Source organism: Pseudarthrobacter sp. AG30, from assembly GCF_003116525.1.
Taxonomy (GTDB): domain Bacteria; phylum Actinomycetota; class Actinomycetes; order Actinomycetales; family Micrococcaceae; genus Arthrobacter.
This window is the reverse complement of record NZ_QEHL01000003.1, coordinates 444950-462363: the sequence shown is the minus strand read 5'-3', so window position 1 is coordinate 462363 and position 17414 is coordinate 444950. Positions and strand designations below refer to the sequence as shown.

The following is a 17414-nucleotide window of genomic DNA, read 5'->3' as shown; positions in this document are numbered from 1 at the left end:
AGCATGGCCATCCACAAAAGGTCCGCCAGGTACGGCCGGTACACCGGCGGCCCGGACCCCCTGGCTCCGCCGGTGGACCTGGCGGAAGTGCTCGACGCCGTCGCCGACGACGTGATGGCAGGCTATTCGCCGCGGCATGCCCTGCAAGAGTTCCTGCGGCGAGGTGGACGGAACCGCGAAGGCCTGGACGACCTTGCCCGCCGCGTGCAGGAGCGGCGGCGGGACCTGCTCAGCAGGCACCGGCTGGACGGCACGCTGGAGGAAGTCAGGAAGCTCCTGGATACCGCCGTGCTGGAGGAACGCAAGCAGTTGGCCCGGGACGCCATGATGGACAACACCGAACGCGACTTCCGCGAGATGCAGCTCCAGAACCTGCCGGCCTCCACCGCCGCAGCGGTCAACGAGCTCGCCTCCTACGACTGGCAGTCCGGAACCGCCAAGGAAGCGTACGACCGGATCAAGGACCTGCTGGGCCGGGAGGTCCTGGAACAGCGGTTTGCCGGAATGAAACAGGCGCTGGAGAGCGCCACCGATGAGGACCGCGAGGCCGTCAATGCCATGCTCCGGGACCTCAACGGGCTGCTGGCGAAGCACCGCCGCGGCGAAGACACCGAGGCCGATTTCCAGGAGTTCATGGCCAAGCACGGCCAGTTCTTCCCGGAAGACCCGCAATCAGTGGAAGAGCTCGTGGATGCCCTGGCGCAACGTGCCGCCGCCGCCCAGCGGCTCCTGCAGTCCATGTCCGCCGAACAGCGCGCGGAATTGATGCAGTTGTCCGCCCAGGCATTCGGCTCGCCGGAACTGATGGCCCAGCTCAGCGAGCTCGACGCCTCCTTGCAGGCACTGCGCCCAGGGGAGGACTGGAGCGGCTCGGAACGGTTCGAGGGGCAGGAAGGACTCGGCCTGGGCGACGGAACCGGCGTCCTGCAGGACATCGCGGAACTTGATGAGCTCTCCGAACAGCTGTCCCAGTCCTACAACGGATCCCGGCTCGATGACCTTGACCTCGACGCGCTGGCCCGTCAACTTGGTGAGGGTGCGGCCGTCAGCGCCCGCACTCTTGCCGAAATCGAGCGGGCCATGCAGGAGGGCGGCTACCTGCGCCGCGGCGCCGACGGCGACCTCCGGCTCTCGCCGCAGGCCATGCGCCGGCTCGGCAAGTCGCTGCTGCGCGACACCGCCAAACAGCTGTCCGGGCGGCAGGGAAACAGGGATACCCGGACGGCAGGGGCCGCCGGTGAACAGTCCGGCTCCAGCCGCCAGTGGGAGTTCGGCGACGCCGAGCCGTGGGACGTGACGCGCACCTTGACCAACGCCATCCGCCGCACCATGGCCGACGGCGGCGATCCGGCGCGCGGACTGCGCCTCGCCGTCGGGGACATCGAGGTAACCGAAACGGAGGCCCGGACCCAGGCCGCCGTCGCGTTGCTGGTGGACGTCTCCTTTTCCATGGCCGCGGAGGGGCGGTGGGTCCCGATGAAGCGCACGGCGCTGGCCCTGCACCACTTGGTGTCCACCCGGTTCCGCGGTGACCGGCTGCAGCTGGTGACCTTCGGCCGTTACGCCCAGTCCATGGACATCGCGGAACTGACGGCCCTGCCGGCCCTGCGGGAACAGGGCACCAACCTCCACCACGGGCTGCTGCTGGCCGGCCGCTTCTTCCGCCGGCACCCCTCCATGCAGCCGGTGCTCCTGGTGGTGACGGACGGGGAACCGACCGCCCACCTGTTGCCGGACGGAGACTCCTGGTTCAACTGGCCGCCGGACGCGGAAACCATCCGGGCCACCGTTGCCGAGCTGGACCGGTTGGGAAGGGCGGGGACACAGACCACGTTTTTCCGGCTTGGGAACGATCCCGGGCTGGAGCGCTTCATCCAGCGCCTGGCACGCCGGGTGGACGGCCGCGTGGTGGCCCCTGACGTCGGCGACCTGGGCGCAGCCGTGGTGGGGGAATACCTCCGGGCGCACGTCCGCAGCGCCTACGCCGACGGCGACTGGTTCTGACCGGGCCGGGCGCTCCGCAGCGTCCCGGCCCGGGCTGCGGCTTCCGTTCAGGCGGCCGGCTCAGGCTGCCGCGTCGATGCCGGCGGCTTCCCTCTTGGCGGCTTCGGCAGCGTTGAGGCGCTCCCGCTGGGGGACCACCACATACTTGGGGTCGCGCGTCGACGCTTTTCCGGCCTCGAAGACACCGAACCGCAGCAGGGCCGACCCCGCAGCCACGGCGAGGCCACCCACGACGCTGACGGTGCGCGACCGGTGACCGCCGAGGGCCAGCCCCACGGCGCCGCCGATGCTGAAGGCCTTGGACAGGCGCATCAACGTACCGCCCCGGCCCTCCCGCAGTGTCTCCGTGCTCAGGTGGCCGCTGCGTTCCATCCGCAGGCTCGCCACCGTTTCCAGCAGCGCACCCGCCACTGCCATGCGCCGCGCAGGACCGGCCTCCGGGACGGGCGCCAGGGCGGCTGCGATGCCGCCGCCGGCAGCGGCGGCCGAACCGGCAAACACAAACGGCAGGATTTCGTGGGCGTCATGCCAGGTGGGAACCGCGGTGTCGGCCAGCAGCACCGCCGTGTACGTGGCCACCGCGGAACCGCTGACAGCTGCGCCGAGGCCGCAGGCCCGCCCGGCCGCCGGGAACAGTCCCGTGATGTTGGCGGCCGCACTCGCGCCGGCGAGCGGGCCGTACACGGAAAGGATCCACGAACCCATGCTCATGGGCGAGGTGGGTTTGGCCACCCGCAGCATGTTGAGGAACCGTTCCGGCCGGCCCAGGTCATGCACCAGCGCCGCTGCGGACACCGAGATCGCGGTCAGCGCCGTGAGCTTGGCCCGGCGTTCCAGTGCGGGCCGCCTCGTGTACTGCGCTCCGGCCGCCAGCATGGAGGAGGCTGCAGCCACGCCGCCGGCAAAAATGTACCCCGCGATGTCCGCCGCCTCCCAGGTGGGTTCCTTGAGGATGGGCCGGCCATAGTATGAGGTGAATTCCTCACGCTCCCGGCGGCGGCTCACTTCCTGGCTCCCCAGAAGACGACGGCGGCCCCCGCCAGGAGCCCGGCAGCAGCACCCGCGGCCCGCCGCCACATGGCAGGCAGGTCCCGGGTGGTCACTACCGGATACGGCGGCAGCCCGTAGGTTTCGGGTTCATCCAGCAGCAGGAAGAAGGCCCCGTCACCGCCCACCCCGCCGTCGGGATCCCTGCCGTAGAGCCTGGCCTCATCCACACCCCGCTCGTGGAGCTCCGCGACCCGGGCGTCGGCCCGTTCCCGGAGCTCATCAAGCTCACCGTACTGGATGGACTGGGTGGGGCATGCCTTGGCGCAGGCCGGCTCTTCGCCGACACCCAGGCGGTCGTAGCACATGGTGCACTTGAAGGCGCGGCCGTCGTCGGGCCGCTGGTCGATCACGCCGTACGGACACGCCGAAACGCAGTACCCGCAGCCATTGCAAATGTCCTGCTGGACCACCACCGTGCCATGCTCGGTACGGAACAACGCCCCGGTGGGGCACACATCCAGGCAGGCGGCGTTGGTGCAATGCTTGCAGACATCCGAGGACATCAGCCACTTGATGCCCTCGGTTCCGCCAGCCGCCGGAGCCGGAACCTTCTTCTCGATGAAGGCCACGTGCCGCCAGGTGTCCGCGCTGAGCCGGGAAGTGTTGTCAAAGGACTCACCGGTGAGTTGTAACGGCCTCTCTGCCGGCAGCGAGTTCCACTCCTTGCAGGCCACCTCACAAGCCTTGCAGCCGATACAGAGGCTGGTGTCCGTGAAGAAGCCCTTGCGTGCTTCACCGGGTGCTCCGATGGCGGGCATTCCCAACTGGGTGACGCTCATGCCTTGATTCCTTCCTGGCCGGTGTGCTCATCGATGCCTGCCCGCTGACGGTATTCCGCCACCAGGGATGGCAAGGCCGGCCCTTGCGGCCTCCGCCCGGGACGGATGTCCACTGTCAATGCCTTGACCTCCTGGATGTGGACGTTCGGGTCCATGGCGATGGAGGAGAGCTCGTTCATCGCATCGCCGCGGCTGAGCCCGTTGGGGCCCCAGTGGTAGGGCATCCCGATCTGGTGCACGGTGCGGCCCTGCACGGTGAGCGGTTTCATCCGGCCGGTCACCAGGACCCTGGCCTCGATGGCTCCGCGGGCCGAGACCAGGGTGGCCCAGCCGTTGTTGGTGAGTCCCCGCTCGGCCGCCAGTTCCGGTGACACTTCGCAGAACGACTCCGGCTGCAGCTCGGCAAGGTAGGGCAGCCAACGGGTCATGGCCCCCGCGGTGAAGTGTTCCGTGAGCCGGTAGGTGGTCAGCACGAACGGGTACACCTCCGCCCCCGGTTCCCGGCCACTGGGTTGGTACCGGTTGCCGTCATGTTTGAGGAGCTTCCGGACCGGGTTCCGGTTCTGCCCGTAGAGGGCATTGTCGAAGGGGGATTCCTGCGGCTCATAGTGTGTGGGGAGCGGCCCGTCGGTCAGGCCGGCGGGGGTGAAGAGCCAGCCTTTTCCGTCGGACTGCATGATGAACGGGTCGATGCCGGAGAGGGCGTCGGTGCCCGTGGCGTCCTCGGCGGGACGGTAGGACGGTGGTTTGGCGGGCTCGCAGTCGGGGACGTCGTCGCCGGTCCATGTCCCGGCGTCCGCGTCCCACCAGATGAGCTTTTTCCGCTCGCTCCACGGCCGTCCCTCCGGATCGGCGGAGGCCCGGTTGTACAGTTCCCTCCGGTTGGCCGGCCATGCCCAGCCCCACTCGCGGCTGGAAATATCCTGCTCGGTGTGGGGTTTCCGCCGGGCCGCCTGGTTGACGCCGTCGGCGCGGCAGCCGCAGTAGATCCAGCAGCCGCATGAGGTGGAGCCGTCGTCCTTGAGCTGGGTGTAGGCGGAGAGCGGGTTGCCGTCGGGGCCGCGGCCGTTGATCTCGGCGAAAACGGCGTCCGCGTCCGGTTCATCCTGGGTGCCGACGGTGGGGTAGTCCCACGTCAGGTCCAGGATGGGACGGTCGACGTCGTCGCGCGAGTCCGCGAGCAGCTTCCGGATGCGGTTGCCAAGGTGCCAGATGAACCAGAGGTCGCTGCGGCGCTCGGCGCCAGGCTCCACGGCCTGCTCGCGCCACTGGACAAGGCGGTTGGTGTTGGTGAAGCTGCCGGCCTTTTCCGTATGGGCTGCGGCCGGAAAGAAGAAGACTTCCGTGCCGATGTCCTCCGTGCGCATCTGGCCGGTGGCGATTTCCGGGCCGTCCTTCCACCAGGTGGCGCTTTCGATCAGGGAGAAATCGCGGACCACGAGCCAGTTGAGGTTGGCCATCCCGGCACGTTGCAGGTGGGTGTTGGCGGATCCGACGGCGGGGTTTTCGCCCATGAGGAAGTAGCCCTTGCAGATTCCTTCCAGCTGCGCCATGACGGTGTCGTAGGTGCTGTGGCTGCCGGTGATCCGGGGAAGGTAGTCGAAGCAGTAGTCGTTGCTGGCCGTGGCGGCGTCCCCCCACCAGGCCTTGAGCAGGCTCACGGTGTAGGCGGACATGTTGGCCCAGAAGCCCTGCTTGGCGGAGTCCGCCTCGACGTAGCCGGCCAAGTCCAGGTGCTGCTTGGCGTGCGGCATGGGCAGGTAGCCGGGCAGCAGGTCGAAGAGGGTGGGGATGTCGCTGGAGCCCTGGATGCTGGCATGCCCGCGGAGGGCCATGATCCCGCCACCGGGGCGGCCGATGTTGCCCAGCAGGAGCTGCAAAACCGATGCGGCCCGGATGTACTGCGTCCCCGTGGTGTGCTGCGTCCAGCCCACGGCGTAGGCGAAGGCCGTGGTCCGGTCCCGGCCCGAGTTGCTGGTGAGCGCCTCGGCCACCTCCTCGAACAAGGCCTGCGGTACCCCGCACACCTCTTCCACCATCTCCGGGGTGTACCTCGAGTAGTGCCGGCGCAGGACCTGGAACACGCAGCGCGGATCCTGCAAGGTCTCGTCGCGGTGCCACTTCCCGGCCACGCCGGGCCCGCCGGAACCATGGGACTGGGCATGCGAGGATTCACCCAGCCTGCTGCCTTCCTGCTCGTCCGCGTCCCGTTCACCGGAGGACGCAGCCGCGAAGCCTCCCTGGTACTGCCAGCTTTCGGTTTCATAGGAGGAATCGTCCGGGTTGAATCCGGAGAAGAGGCCGTCGAGGTCTTCGGTATCGCGAAAATCCTTGCCGAGGATGGTAGCGGCGTTGGTGTAGTTGACGACGTAGTCGTGGAAGTACGCATCGTGGCCAATGACCCAGTTGACCAGGCCGCCCAGGAAGGCGATGTCCGTCCCGGCACGGATTGGAACAAACGTATCGGCCATGGCGCTGGTGCGGGAGAACCGGGGATCCACGTGGATGATTTTTGCCCCTCGTTCCTTCGCTTCCATGACCCATTGGAATCCGACGGGGTGTGCTTCGGCGAAGTTTGATCCCTGGATCAGGATGCAGTCGGCGCGTTGGAGGTCCTGGAGATAGGTGGTGGAGCCGCCCCGGCCGAAGCTCGTGCCAAGGCCGGCCACCGTGGAGCTGTGGCAGACCCGCGCCTGGTTCTCCACCTGGACGATCCCCAGGGAGGTGAACAGCTTCTTGATCAGGTAGTTTTCTTCGTTGTCCAGGGTGGCGCCGCCCAAGCTGGCGATTCCCATGCTGCGGCGGGTGCGGAGGCCCCCGGATTCCCATTCCCAGGTCTTCCGGCGGGTGTCCACCACGCGTTGGGCCACCATGTCCATGGCTGTTTCAAGGTCGAGCCGCTCCCAGTCAGTACCGTGGGGCCGGCGGTAGAGAACGTACTTTTCGCGGGACTCACCGGTGGTCAGCTGCAGCGAGGCCGAGCCTTTGGGGCACAACCGTCCCCGGCTGATCGGGGAGTCCGGGTCGCCCTCGATCTGGATGACCGTCCCGTCTTTGACGTAGACCCGTTGGGCGCATCCCACAGCGCAGTAGGGGCACACCGAAGGGACCACGTGGTCTGCGGTGGCGATCCGGGGCGTGAGGTTTTCGGTGGCGGATGATTTCACGGCATGATGCCTGCCCGTGGGATCGTTCTCGAGCAGTTGGCGCAGCACTGGCCATTGCAGCGGATTCACCATGGGGCACCCCTTTGGTCGTCGAATCGACATGCCTGTGGCACGGGTCACATGCACGTGGGGAAAATGCTAACAGGGGCTTAGCATTTCTGCACCGGCTTGTGGAAGCGAAATCGCGCCCGCAGATGAGCGTAGGCACGGGCCAGCGTCGGTGCGATACTGCGTTCATGAAGATATCCGCCTGGTGGCCGCTGGTAGGCGACGAAACACGCACGTGGCTCATTGAGCACAACGGCGAGCCCTTGGCGCCCCTTGTCATCACGGACATCATGGCCGTCACCGGCGGCTCGACCGATCCTGAATGGTGGGCTGGAGAATCAGCTGACGGTCCCCAGCTTACTGATGGGGCCGTGGATTGGATCGAAGCTGTCGCCAACGGCGAAGAGCCCACGACAGGCTGAATCCAGAGGTGGGCAGCCGCCGCGCGGTGAAGGCGTTGGCGGTGCTGTTGTCCCCGGAAGTTCCAAGGGTGAGTTCAGGTCACGGCTCCATCATGATGTCTCCAGGGAAGGGCTGGGGCTAAAAAGGTGCGGCGGTGTCGGCTCCTGGCCGCGCAGGCCAGTGGCGCCGGAACCACCGCACCGCGGAACCGAGTGCCTCGTCCAGTGGCGGTGCGTCGGCGTGCCACGCCTTCTCCCACTCCAGGCAGACGGGACCGGCGTAGCCGGCGTCCCGGAGCAGCCCGGCAAAGGCATCGACCGGGAGGGTGCCTGTGCCGACGAGGGCCGGGGTCCGGCTGGCGGGCAACCGGGCGTCCTTGACCTGGACGCTGCCCGCTCCGCCGGTGAGCCAGGGCTGCAGGGCCCGCCACGTTTCGCCGAGGGTCTCACCCACCCGCCACGGATGCATGAGGTCCCAGACGGCGCCTGCGGGCCCATCCACCATGTCCAGGATGGCGGCGATGTCGCTGCCGCGGGGGTGCGAATCGTGCGTTTCAAGCGCCGGGTACGTTCCCAGGTCCCGGGCCAAGCGCGCGACGGCGGTCAGCCGGCCGGCTGCCAGGGCGTTGGCTTCCTGCCTGGCTTGGATGGTTTCGGGAACACTGTCGTATCCGCAGGGGCGGGCAGGGGCTCCCGGGAATACCCTGACGGCCGGTGCGCCGAGATCATGGGCGAGGATCAATGCCGCTTCGAGTGCTCCCACCACCAGCACATCGTCAGCCGGTTCAGCGATCCTGATGTAGCTGGCCACTCCGGTGACCGCCAGGCCTGCCCCCTCGATCCGGGACCGGAGTTCGGAGCGTTCGCGCCGGGTCATGGCCGGGGCGGCGATTTCGCCGCGGCCAAGCCGCAGCTCCACTCCCTGTGCACCGTGCGCCACCAACCAGGACAGGACCGTGTCCAGGCTTTCGCCGGGCGCCCCCAGTGTTGACACCGTCAGTGTTGGTTCGAGCTCCGCTGGGTGGTGCATTCGTCGTCCTGGCCGTTCGCCGTCGCTAATAACGTTTCAACACTGGCGCACGGGGTGCGGCGGGGTCAACGGCCGGCGCCGGTTCGATCACACTCGGTCACCGGGCCCGGATGGTCCGGGCGCCCGGCATCAATGCAGGACCACCACGTCTGTCGCATAGACCTGGGACGAGGTCATGCTGCCGCGGAACCAGCAGACAGCGTGGGTGGAGGGATCCCCGGGCGGCACCATAGGCCGGAGATTGTCCACTGCGGAGCCTTCTGTGACCGCTTCCCAGCCAAAGGTGGCGCCGCCGTCCCGCGTCCTGCCCCGGTAGATCTCGTAGTGGCCGGTGGCCTGCCCGGTCCGCGGGTCGATGGGAGTGGAGATGTACACCTGGTTGAGGTCATGCGGGTCCACCGCGCCCAGGCCCGTATAGTCCTGCTCGTGCGGCAGCAGGGCCGGGCCGGCGGCCGCCAGCGGATGCAGGTTCCACTGCCTCCCGTCGAACCGGGCGTACAGCAGCCGGTGATCATCGACGTCGAGCGGCTGCTCCCGCCGCAGCGGGCCGTTGACGTCGTTGGCGCGGCAGCTGATGATGGCGGCCAGGTCCTGCCCCTGGCGGCGCAGGTCCACGGTCCAGCCGTGGGTAAGGATGTCACCGTCAATGTCCGTTCCCGCCGCGAACACTGTGGTCAGTGTAGCCTGGTTGATCCCCGGCGAGCCGATCAGCGGCTTGCTGACCACCTGGCCCCGGGCGTCGTGCAGTGCGTCGTCGCGGATGTAGCCGTGGTAGATGCTGTTGTTGAAGTCCCGCGGGTGGTGGTCGGTGGTGATGAGGTCAATGCGGTCCGTCCCGTTTCCGCAGTAGCGGGTGTAGCCGTTGACGTAGCCGATCTTGGGGCGGGTGAAGAGTTTTCCGCCGAACCGCCATGTGGTGCCGTCATCTTCTGACACCAGAAGGCTGGGGTCGTCGTTGATGGCACGGACAAAGTTGTACACCCGGGACTCGGCAGCGAGCCGGTGCAGGTTCGAGTAGGTCGCGCCGCGGCCGCCGGCCAGCTCCGTCCAGTCGAAGTGTTCCTCCGGGCCCCATTCGGAGGCGTCATGTGGCCGGGTGGAGATCCGCCAGCGGGAGTAGTTGTCGGTCTTGTGTTTGGCGTACATCGCCAGGTAGCGGCCATCGGGCCTGATCAGGAGCGCCGGGGCGTTGTGGTCGTCCGGCTCCAGCCTTGTGTGGACAACGTGGACCTGGCTGTCACCGGTAGCAAGGTCAAGGACGGCAACCTCGATGTTTCCGCCCCGGCTGTCGCCCCCGGCGCCCCCGGAGGCTGCCACGGAGCCCACCAGCAGCGTGTTGTTGGCCGGGTCCACCAGGGCGCGCTCGTCCTGGAACCAGCACCATGCGCCGTTGTCATTGATGGTGGTCTGCATGCCGGGCATCAGAATCCTGCTCTCGTTGTGGGGTGGGTTCCACCCGTGGGTGCGCCGCCTGGCGTCGGCCACGGAGCCGTCATGGGCTGTGTGGTTGGACCATATGGAAGTATCGGCGGGCCCGGGTGCGGTGGTCAAGGGTGTGGCCGAAACCGGTCGGATTCGAACGTTCAGGCAGCCCCGACTTGTCCGGACACAATGCTTGAAGCTTGAACTAATGCGGGATACCCTTACTTTAATCTTCAACCATTTATGATGATCGCCGAGGCCCGCAATGACAGCAATTGCCCATTCCGCACCGCATTCGTCCGCCCTGCCCGCGGCCACCGTCCGCAGCCAGGTCAGCGTCCCGCTCCGGTTCGTCGACGGCTACGCCACCACCGCCGTCGTCATGACGTTCCATGGCTTGGTGGACGGCCGCGAACACCTGCTGCTGGCCCTGGGTAACTGGGAGCAGGCCCTCCTCGGCGGCGCAACGGCGCCCCTGGTCCGGCTGCACAGCGAATGCATGACAGGGGACGTCTTTGGCAGCGAGCGCTGCGACTGCGGACCGCAGCTCCGGGAAGCCGTGGAACGCATTGCTGCCGCCGGAGGCTTCCTGCTCTACCTCCGCCAGGAAGGCCGCGGCATTGGCCTTTACCCCAAACTCGACGCGTACGCCCTGCAGGACCAGGGCCTTGACACCTATGACGCCAACCTTGCCCTCGGCCATAGCGAGGATGAACGCGACTATACGGCGGCAGCCCAGATGCTCAATGCCCTGGGCGCCACGTCGGTGAGGCTGTTGAGCAACAATCCCGACAAAGCTTCGCAGCTGGCCGCACTCGGCATCACCACCGCCGAAAAGATCCCCACCGGTGTCCACCTCTCCGAGGCCAACTCCCGCTACCTCGCCGCCAAGCGGGACCGGACCGGACATACGCTGGAGTTCGGCCAGGCCGCCGTCGTCCGCGCCGCCCCGGAAGGCTCGGGCCGCGCCCCCGGTCACGCGGACATGCTGGGCCGCGTGGAAGCCCTGATCCCCGCCCTGCGCGCCAGGGCGGAGGAGGCCGAGCAGCTGCGCCGGCTCCCGGAGGGGACGATGCGGGACCTGGGGGCCGCCGGCATCTTCCGTCTCCTGGCGCCCGCGGGTGTCGGCGGGTATGGCCTGGGCGCACAGACGTACGGGGAAGCCATCAGGGGCCTCGCACGGGGTTGCGCCTCCACGGCCTGGACCGCCGGGCACCTGGCGGAGCACGCCTGGATGCTGGCACGCTGGCCCCGGAAGGTGCAGGACGACGTTTTTGCCGGCGGCGTGATGCCGCTCGCCGCCGCAACCAGTGCCCCGGTTGGTTCGGCGCGGAAGGTGCCGGGCGGATATGCGGTTTCGGGCCACTGGAGCTTCGCCTCGGGCATCATGCACTCGCAATGGGCCCTGTTGGCGGTGCAGCACGACGGCATCCGGTTGCAGGCGCTGGTTCCGCTCACCGACCTGGAACTGGTGGACGCGTGGCATACGGACGGGCTCAGGGGAACCGGCAGCAACGACCTCCGCGCGGACTCGCTCTTCGTTCCGGCGGACCGGGTCATGGACTGGGCCGTGCTCAGCGGCCCCGACAATCCCGGCGCAGAGCTCCACTCCGAACCACTGATCTCTGCGCCGATGTCCACCTTGCTCAACCTGGTGGCCCCGGCGGCGGCACTTGGCTCCGCAGAGTATGCCCTGGAGCTGTTCCGGGACCAGCTGCTGCGCCGGAAGGAAAGGAACGGCACCATCACCCGGCAGGCAGACTACGTCCCGGCGCAAACCCGCTACGCCAAGGCGTCCGGGCTGGTGGCCACCGCCCAACTGCACTGGCAGGCGGCACTGTCCCTGCTGCCGGGGGACGGGCCGGCGGCCAGTGGGCCTGCCGCACGGGAGCGGGCCTCGTTCCGGCTGTCGCTGGCCCTAAGCGCGGAGGCCGCCCAGGAGGCGGTCCGGCTCGCCGTCGCCGGATCGGGCGCCGGTGCCCACCGCCTGTCCCATCCGCTGCAGCGGATCCAGCGCGACGTCGGCGTGCTCCTGAGCCACCCCACCCTGGGCCTCGACCCCATCCTGGAGCAGGCGGGCCGCGGCCTGCTGGGCATGGAATTCACCATGCCGTCCTTCTAGGCAGCACGGCGTCGGTTGCCCGGTGCAGCCGCAGGCGGGAAATCCGTGTCAGGATCAGGTATGCCCCAGCGCCTGATGCTGCTTGACACTGCTTGCCTGTACTTCCGTGCCTTCTACGGCCTTCCGGACAGCATCCGGCGGCCGGACGGTACGCCGGTAAACGCTGTCCGCGGCCTGCTGGACATGATCGCGCGGCTCACCACCGACTACCAGGCCACCCATCTGGTGGCGTGCTGGGACAACGACTGGCGGCCCCAGTGGCGGGTTGACCTGATCCCCACGTACAAGGCACACCGCGTGGCGAAGGCGGTACCGGGCGGGACCGACATCGAGGTGGTCCCCGGGGGCCTTGAGGCCCAATTGCCCATGGTCCGCCGGACCCTTGAGCTCGCCGGCATTGCCATCGTGGGGGCCGCAGACCATGAGGCCGACGACGTCGTGGGCACCTATGCCAGCCACGCCGCCTTCCCGGTGGACGTGGTCACAGGAGATCGGGACTTGTTCCAGGTTTGCGACGACGAACGCGGCGTCCGGGTGATCTACACCGCGCGCGGCATGAAGAACCTCGAGGTGGTCACGGAGGAAACCGTGGTGGCCAAATACAAGGTCCTGCCGCAGCAGTATGCCGATTACGCCACCCTGCGCGGGGACGCCTCGGACGGACTGCCGGGCGTTGCCGGGATCGGTGAGAAGACGGCGTCGTCACTGCTCCTGAAGTACGGCACCCTGGAACGATTGCTGGCAGCAGCCGATGAGCCCGGCGGCGGGGTATCCGGCCCGGTCCGGGCCAGGCTGGAAGCCGCCGCCGAATACCTGGAAGCCGCCCCCGCCGTCGTGCGCCTGGTCCGCGACCTGGAGCTGCCCTCCCTGGACGAGGCGGGTGCGCGGCTGCGGCCCGTGACCGGCGGCCGGCGGGCTGAGCTTGAGCAGGTGGCCGCCGACTGGAACCTCGGCGGGTCGGTCCGCCGGCTGCTGGCCGCACTGGACCAGCGGGCCTGACGGACGACGCCGGTGCTGCCAGCCGGGTCCGGGATGACTGTTTATTGCGTAAAACCGGGACATGCTGGACGTCCCGGAGCCAGGTTTGGATGACGCCGGGTGTACGGCCGTGACGTTTCGTTGCGGCGGGCGTCGGCTCATTTCAGGCGGTTTGAACGTGCAATCCGCTGATGGTTTGGTGAGGTAACGATCCAAACGAGAGGCCACATTATGACCGCCACATCAGATCTCGCTCCACGCCGGCTTCGGGATATCTTTGGAACTTTTGCCAGCGGATTGACGGTAATCACAAGCTCCACGCCACAAGGCCCGGCAGGCTTTACGTGCCAGTCGTTCGCGTCCCTGTCCCTTGACCCGGCGCTCGTCACGTTCAGCCCGGCGCGTACGTCCACCACCTGGCCTGTGCTCCGCAGTGCGGGCACCTTCGCCATCAACATCCTCCCGGCTGAACACCAGCACCTCGCAGGTCAGTTCGCCCGCTCCGGGTCGGACAAGTTCGCCGGAGTCAGCCACACGTCGTCGCCCTTGGGCAATCCCGTCTTGGATGACGCCCTGGCTTGGCTCGACTGCGAACTGCACGCGGAATACGACGGCGGTGACCACACCATCGTGGTGGCCGCGGTACGGCACCTGGATGCCCGGGTGGACGCTGAGCCGCTGTTGTTTTTCAAGGGACGCTATGCAGGGATCTCGCCGGTCGAACGCCTGCTCGAAGCTGCAGGCTGACCGGGGCCGGTTTGTCGGCCGGCCCACCGTCCCGGCGTCAACCCGCGGCTCTTGAATCAGCCCCGCCAAGTAGTAAGCTTGCTGAGCAATACCAGTAAGCGTGCTGACTAAATGGGATGGAGCAGGAGCCATGGGCGTTATCTCAGGAACGGCCCTGTCAGTGATGTTGACCGCCGGCGGCGTGGCGATGGCAGCCGAAGGGGGCCCGGGAGCCGGGCAACATTACGTTGCCGGACACGTGCTCCTCGGGATGGGGATCGGCTTGTTCCTCACCACCTGGATCCGCACCGCGGTCCGCCACTTCCTGGCGCGGTCGACTATCGGTTCGCGGAGGACGCCGGCAGCCCAGGAGCACGCGGACCCCGCCACCGTTACCGCCCTGCCCCAGCGCGCACCCTCCGTCGTCCCGCTCCGTGGCCGGCATGCGGCCTGAAGCCGGACGCGACACGGACAATGACCGCGTGACAGAGCCCGGCAGCCGGCGGCGCCGCGGAACGCGTGCCCTGATCCTCGTGTGCGTTGCCGTCGCGGCCATACTGGTTGCCGGCGCTGCGGGCATCGGTCCCGGGCGCACCGACCAGGGCGTGCTGCGAGGCTTCCAGGTCCGGGTGCTGGGCATCAGCCAGGCGGCGGCCGAAAACAGGATGGACGGCGCTTTGTCAGCCCTTGAGGCACTGGAGAAAGACCTCGGCGAGGCGGCGGCGGACGGGCGGCTTTCACCCGAGCGGTACAACGGCATCCACAGCGCACTGGCCTCCGTCCGGGCCGACATCGCAGCAAAGGTCGCGGCAGTTGCGCCCCCCGAGGCACCACAGGCTGCTCCGGCCGGCGGCGAGCTGTCCGCAGCACCGGGTGAGGCTGGAAGCGTTCCGGCCGAACCGGCCGAACCGGCCGTGGCGGCCGTGGCGCCTGAACCGGTGCCCGCCGCCGATCCGCCGGGCGCGGGGCGTTCGAATGCGGCGAAGGAAGCCAAGGGCAAGGCCAAAGGCCAAGGCAAGCCCTGACAGGGCGCCAAAGAACTCGTCCCGGTCAGGGGAGAATAGATGGATGATTCCTCCTGCAGGCCAAGCCGACGACGGCTTTGACCTCCGCGCCATTGGCGCCGGCCTTGCCTTCGCAGCCTCCGTTCCCCGGCTGCGGCAGGCACTGGAAACCGGCCCCGGGGCCGCCGCCGTGGTGCAGGCCCCGCCGGGAACCGGAAAGACCACCCTCGTCCCGCCCCTGCTGGCCAACCTTGTGGGCACCTCGGGCCGCGTCGTCGTCACCCAGCCGCGGCGCGTCGCAGCCCGCGCAGCAGCCCGGCGGCTCTCGGAACTTGTTGGCAGCCCGGCTGCCGGGCGGGTGGGCTACACGGTCCGCGGCGAACGCCGGGCAGGCCCGGACACCCGGATTGAGTTCGTCACCCCCGGCATCCTCCTGCGCCGGCTCCTGGCGGACCCGGGCCTGGACGGGACGGCCGCCGTCGTCCTGGACGAGGTGCACGAACGCGGCCTCGAAACCGACCTCCTGGTCGGGATGCTCGCCGAAATCCGCGCGCTGCGCGGTGACCTTGCCGTCGTCGCCATGTCAGCCACCCTCGACGCACCCAGGTTCGCTGCGCTGCTGGGCACATCCGGCCGCCCGGTCCCCGTGGTGGACTGCCCGGCGGTGCATTACCCGCTCGAGGTGCAGTGGCTCCCGGCACAAGCGCCGCGCCTTGACGCCGGGGGAGTGACCCGCGCCTTCCTTGACGAAGTGGCCGCCACGGCTGCGGAGGCCCACGCTGCGGCAGACAGCTCCGTGGACGCCCTGGTCTTCGTTCCGGGAGCCCGGGAGGTCTCGCACGTGGCCGCGGCCCTGCGCGGCAGGCTGGGCAACAGCGTGGATGTCCTGGAACTGCACGGCCGGATACGTGCGGCCGAACAGGACAGGGCCGTGTCCGGACGGCACCCCGGGGACGGCCCACGGATCGTCGTCTCCACGGACCTTGCCGAGTCGTCCCTGACCGTGCCCGGCGTGCGGTTGGTCATCGATTCCGGCCTGGCCCGGGAGCCCAGGCGCGATGCGGGCCGCGGAATGAGCGGGCTTGTCACCGTTTCCTGTTCCCGGGCATCCGCTGAGCAACGCGCAGGACGCGCGGCCCGGCAAGGCCCGGGCACCGTAGTCCGCTGTTACAGCCAGCAGGCCTACGGTGCCGCGCCGGCGCACGTCACGCCGGAGATCAACGTGGCGGACCTGACCAGCGCGGCGTTGACCCTGGCCTGCTGGGGCTCGCCCGGCGGGAAGGGCTTGCCCCTGCCGGACGCGCCGCCCCGCCAGGCCATGGATGACGCCGTCGAGGTCCTGCGGGAGCTCGGCGCCGTAACCGACGACGGCCACGTGACGGCCGAAGGCCGGCTGCTCGCGGCCATACCCGCCGACCCCCGGCTCGCCCGGGCGTTGCTTGAAGGTGCTGCATCCGCCGGGACCCGGCTGGCCGCTGAGGTGGTGGCTGCGCTCTCCGGGGACCACCGCGCGCCCGGGGCGGACCTGCCCCGGCTCTTGGCCCAGCTGCGGGCAGATCCCGGGCCTGCCGGCCGGCGTTGGGCCGAGGAAGCCAAACGCCTGGCGTCCCTGGCCCGCCGGCAGCCGGACCGCCATGCCCCGGTTCCCGCGGCGTTGCCCCCGGGCCGGGGCGAAGCTGTGGGCGCCGTCGTCGCCCTCGCCTATCCCGACCGCGTGGCACGCCGCGTCTCCGGCAGCGAGGGGTCGGGGCAGTACTTGTTCACGTCGGGCACCCGGGCGGGCCTCCCCGGCGGCAGTACCCTCTCAGGCCACGAATGGCTGGCCGTGGCCGACGTTTCGCGGGCCGGTGGCCGGGACGCGGCCGGAACCGGTGCCGTGATCCGCGCCGCGGCACCCTTGTCCGCCACCATGGCCGAAACTGCGGCCGCGCACCTGCTGGCTGAAACCGTGGACACGCGCTTCAGCGGAGGGCGGCTGACGGCCCGCAGGACCAAGCGGCTGGGGGCGGTCGTACTTGCCTCGACACCGGTGCGTCCCACGGCCTCCCAAGGCAGGGCCGCGGTGGCAGCCGCTTTCCAGGCGGGCGGGCTGGCAGCCCTTTCCTGGCCGACGGCGGCGGCCTCCTTCCGGAGCCGGCTCGCTTTCCTGCACCGCCAGGCAGGGGAGCCGTGGCCCGATGTCTCGGATACGGCCCTGCTGGCCCGGCTGGAAGAGTGGCTGGGAACCGGGTTGGAAGCCCTCGCCGCGGGGGCGCCGCTGGATTCCCTCGACCTGGCCGGGGCGCTGCGCGGGCTGCTCCCGTGGCCCGAGGCCGCCAGGCTCGACGAGCTCGCTCCGGAATGGCTTGAAGTGCCCAGCGGTTCGCGGGTCCGGATCGAGTACCCGGAGCCTGGCGACGACGGCGCGGCGCCCGTGGTGGCGGTGAAACTCCAGGAATGCTTCGGGCTGGCTGAATCACCCCGGCTTGCCGGCGGACGGGTTCCGGTGCTCTTCCACCTGCTGTCCCCGGCACGCCGCCCCCTGGCCGTCACGGACGACCTGACCTCTTTCTGGTCCGGCCCATATGCCCAGGTGCGTACCGAAATGCGCGGCCGCTACCCCAAGCACCCCTGGCCGGAGGATCCGTGGTCAGCCCCGGCGAGCGCACGCGCCAAGCCACGCACATAGGGCCGTTAAGGGGCG

Annotated in this window: 13 protein-coding genes; 8 read left to right on the top strand and 5 right to left on the bottom strand. The window is 69.0% G+C overall.

Annotation, left to right across the window (positions count from 1 at the left end):
• The first annotated feature begins 3 nt into the window (after positions 1-3).
• Positions 4-2004: a VWA domain-containing protein gene (locus DC347_RS05340; protein ID WP_109044655.1), complete on the top strand. Its 2001-nt coding sequence runs from the start codon at positions 4-6 to the stop codon at positions 2002-2004.
• A 60-nt stretch (positions 2005-2064) separates the two neighbouring features.
• On the opposite strand, the gene nrfD is transcribed toward DC347_RS05340, so the two are convergent.
• Genes nrfD through fdh form a run of 3 tightly spaced genes read right to left on the bottom strand, consistent with a single transcriptional unit; the run spans position 2065 to position 7072 of the window.
• On the bottom strand, positions 2065-3009 hold the full coding sequence (gene nrfD / locus DC347_RS05335) for an NrfD/PsrC family molybdoenzyme membrane anchor subunit (RefSeq protein ID WP_109044654.1): 945 nt from the start codon (positions 3007-3009) through the stop codon (positions 2065-2067).
• Entirely contained in the window at positions 3006-3833 is an 828-nt protein-coding gene (locus DC347_RS05330; RefSeq protein WP_109044653.1) for a 4Fe-4S dicluster domain-containing protein, read from the bottom strand. Before DC347_RS05330 ends, nrfD begins: the two co-directional genes overlap by 4 nt.
• Positions 3830-7072 (bottom strand): formate dehydrogenase, encoded by a 3243-nt coding sequence (gene fdh / locus DC347_RS05325; RefSeq protein ID WP_206073885.1) that lies wholly within the window; start codon positions 7070-7072, stop codon positions 3830-3832. The genes DC347_RS05330 and fdh overlap by 4 nt, the downstream gene beginning before the upstream one ends.
• Before the next feature lie 164 nt (positions 7073-7236).
• On the opposite strand from fdh, the gene DC347_RS05320 reads away from it, so the two are divergent.
• Positions 7237-7470: a hypothetical protein gene (locus DC347_RS05320; protein WP_109044652.1), complete on the top strand. Its 234-nt coding sequence runs from the start codon at positions 7237-7239 to the stop codon at positions 7468-7470.
• A 118-nt stretch (positions 7471-7588) separates the two neighbouring features.
• Here DC347_RS05320 and DC347_RS05315 read toward each other — a convergent pair whose 3' ends face one another.
• Positions 7589-8479, bottom strand: coding sequence for a sugar phosphate isomerase/epimerase (locus DC347_RS05315; protein WP_109044651.1), 891 nt, complete (start codon positions 8477-8479; stop codon positions 7589-7591).
• A gap of 129 nt (positions 8480-8608) precedes the next feature.
• Positions 8609-9901: a BNR-4 repeat-containing protein gene (locus DC347_RS05310; protein WP_109044650.1), complete on the bottom strand. Its 1293-nt coding sequence runs from the start codon at positions 9899-9901 to the stop codon at positions 8609-8611.
• A 265-nt stretch (positions 9902-10166) separates the two neighbouring features.
• Between DC347_RS05310 and ribA the strand changes: the two genes are divergently transcribed.
• The 6 genes from ribA to hrpB all read left to right on the top strand — a co-directional run bounded on the left by ribA (position 10167) and on the right by hrpB (position 17399).
• Entirely contained in the window at positions 10167-12023 is a 1857-nt protein-coding gene (gene ribA / locus DC347_RS05305; protein ID WP_109044649.1) for a GTP cyclohydrolase II RibA, read from the top strand.
• A 60-nt stretch (positions 12024-12083) separates the two neighbouring features.
• Positions 12084-13022 (top strand): 5'-3' exonuclease, encoded by a 939-nt coding sequence (locus DC347_RS05300; RefSeq protein ID WP_206073884.1) that lies wholly within the window; start codon positions 12084-12086, stop codon positions 13020-13022.
• Positions 13023-13232: 210 nt separating this feature from the next.
• On the top strand, positions 13233-13748 hold the full coding sequence (locus DC347_RS05295; protein WP_109044648.1) for a flavin reductase family protein: 516 nt from the start codon (positions 13233-13235) through the stop codon (positions 13746-13748).
• A gap of 130 nt (positions 13749-13878) precedes the next feature.
• Positions 13879-14181, top strand: a complete 303-nt coding sequence (locus tag DC347_RS05290) for a hypothetical protein (RefSeq protein ID WP_109044647.1) — start codon at positions 13879-13881, stop codon at positions 14179-14181.
• Positions 14182-14209: 28 nt separating this feature from the next.
• Positions 14210-14752, top strand: coding sequence for a hypothetical protein (locus DC347_RS05285; protein ID WP_240617694.1), 543 nt, complete (start codon positions 14210-14212; stop codon positions 14750-14752).
• A 43-nt stretch (positions 14753-14795) separates the two neighbouring features.
• Positions 14796-17399, top strand: coding sequence for an ATP-dependent helicase HrpB (gene hrpB / locus DC347_RS05280; protein WP_109044645.1), 2604 nt, complete (start codon positions 14796-14798; stop codon positions 17397-17399).
• Positions 17400-17414: the final 15 nt, after the last annotated feature.

What these genes read in the sequence shown, in the direction of transcription:
- DC347_RS05320 (WP_109044652.1), top strand. Translation starts at nt 7,237, where the DNA reads ATGAAGATATCCGCCTGGTGGCCGCTGGTAGGCGACGAAACACGCACG.
- DC347_RS05300 (WP_206073884.1), top strand. Translation starts at nt 12,084, where the DNA reads ATGCCCCAGCGCCTGATGCTGCTTGACACTGCTTGCCTGTACTTCCGT.
- DC347_RS05295 (WP_109044648.1), top strand. Translation starts at nt 13,233, where the DNA reads ATGACCGCCACATCAGATCTCGCTCCACGCCGGCTTCGGGATATCTTT.
- DC347_RS05310 (WP_109044650.1), bottom strand. Translation starts at nt 9,901, where the DNA reads ATGCCCGGCATGCAGACCACCATCAATGACAACGGCGCATGGTGCTGG.
- DC347_RS05340 (WP_109044655.1), top strand. Translation starts at nt 4, where the DNA reads ATGGCCATCCACAAAAGGTCCGCCAGGTACGGCCGGTACACCGGCGGC.
- ribA (WP_109044649.1), top strand. Translation starts at nt 10,167, where the DNA reads ATGACAGCAATTGCCCATTCCGCACCGCATTCGTCCGCCCTGCCCGCG.
- hrpB (WP_109044645.1), top strand. Translation starts at nt 14,796, where the DNA reads ATGATTCCTCCTGCAGGCCAAGCCGACGACGGCTTTGACCTCCGCGCC.
- DC347_RS05330 (WP_109044653.1), bottom strand. Translation starts at nt 3,833, where the DNA reads ATGAGCGTCACCCAGTTGGGAATGCCCGCCATCGGAGCACCCGGTGAA.
- fdh (WP_206073885.1), bottom strand. Translation starts at nt 7,072, where the DNA reads ATGGTGAATCCGCTGCAATGGCCAGTGCTGCGCCAACTGCTCGAGAAC.
- DC347_RS05315 (WP_109044651.1), bottom strand. Translation starts at nt 8,479, where the DNA reads ATGCACCACCCAGCGGAGCTCGAACCAACACTGACGGTGTCAACACTG.
- DC347_RS05290 (WP_109044647.1), top strand. Translation starts at nt 13,879, where the DNA reads ATGGGCGTTATCTCAGGAACGGCCCTGTCAGTGATGTTGACCGCCGGC.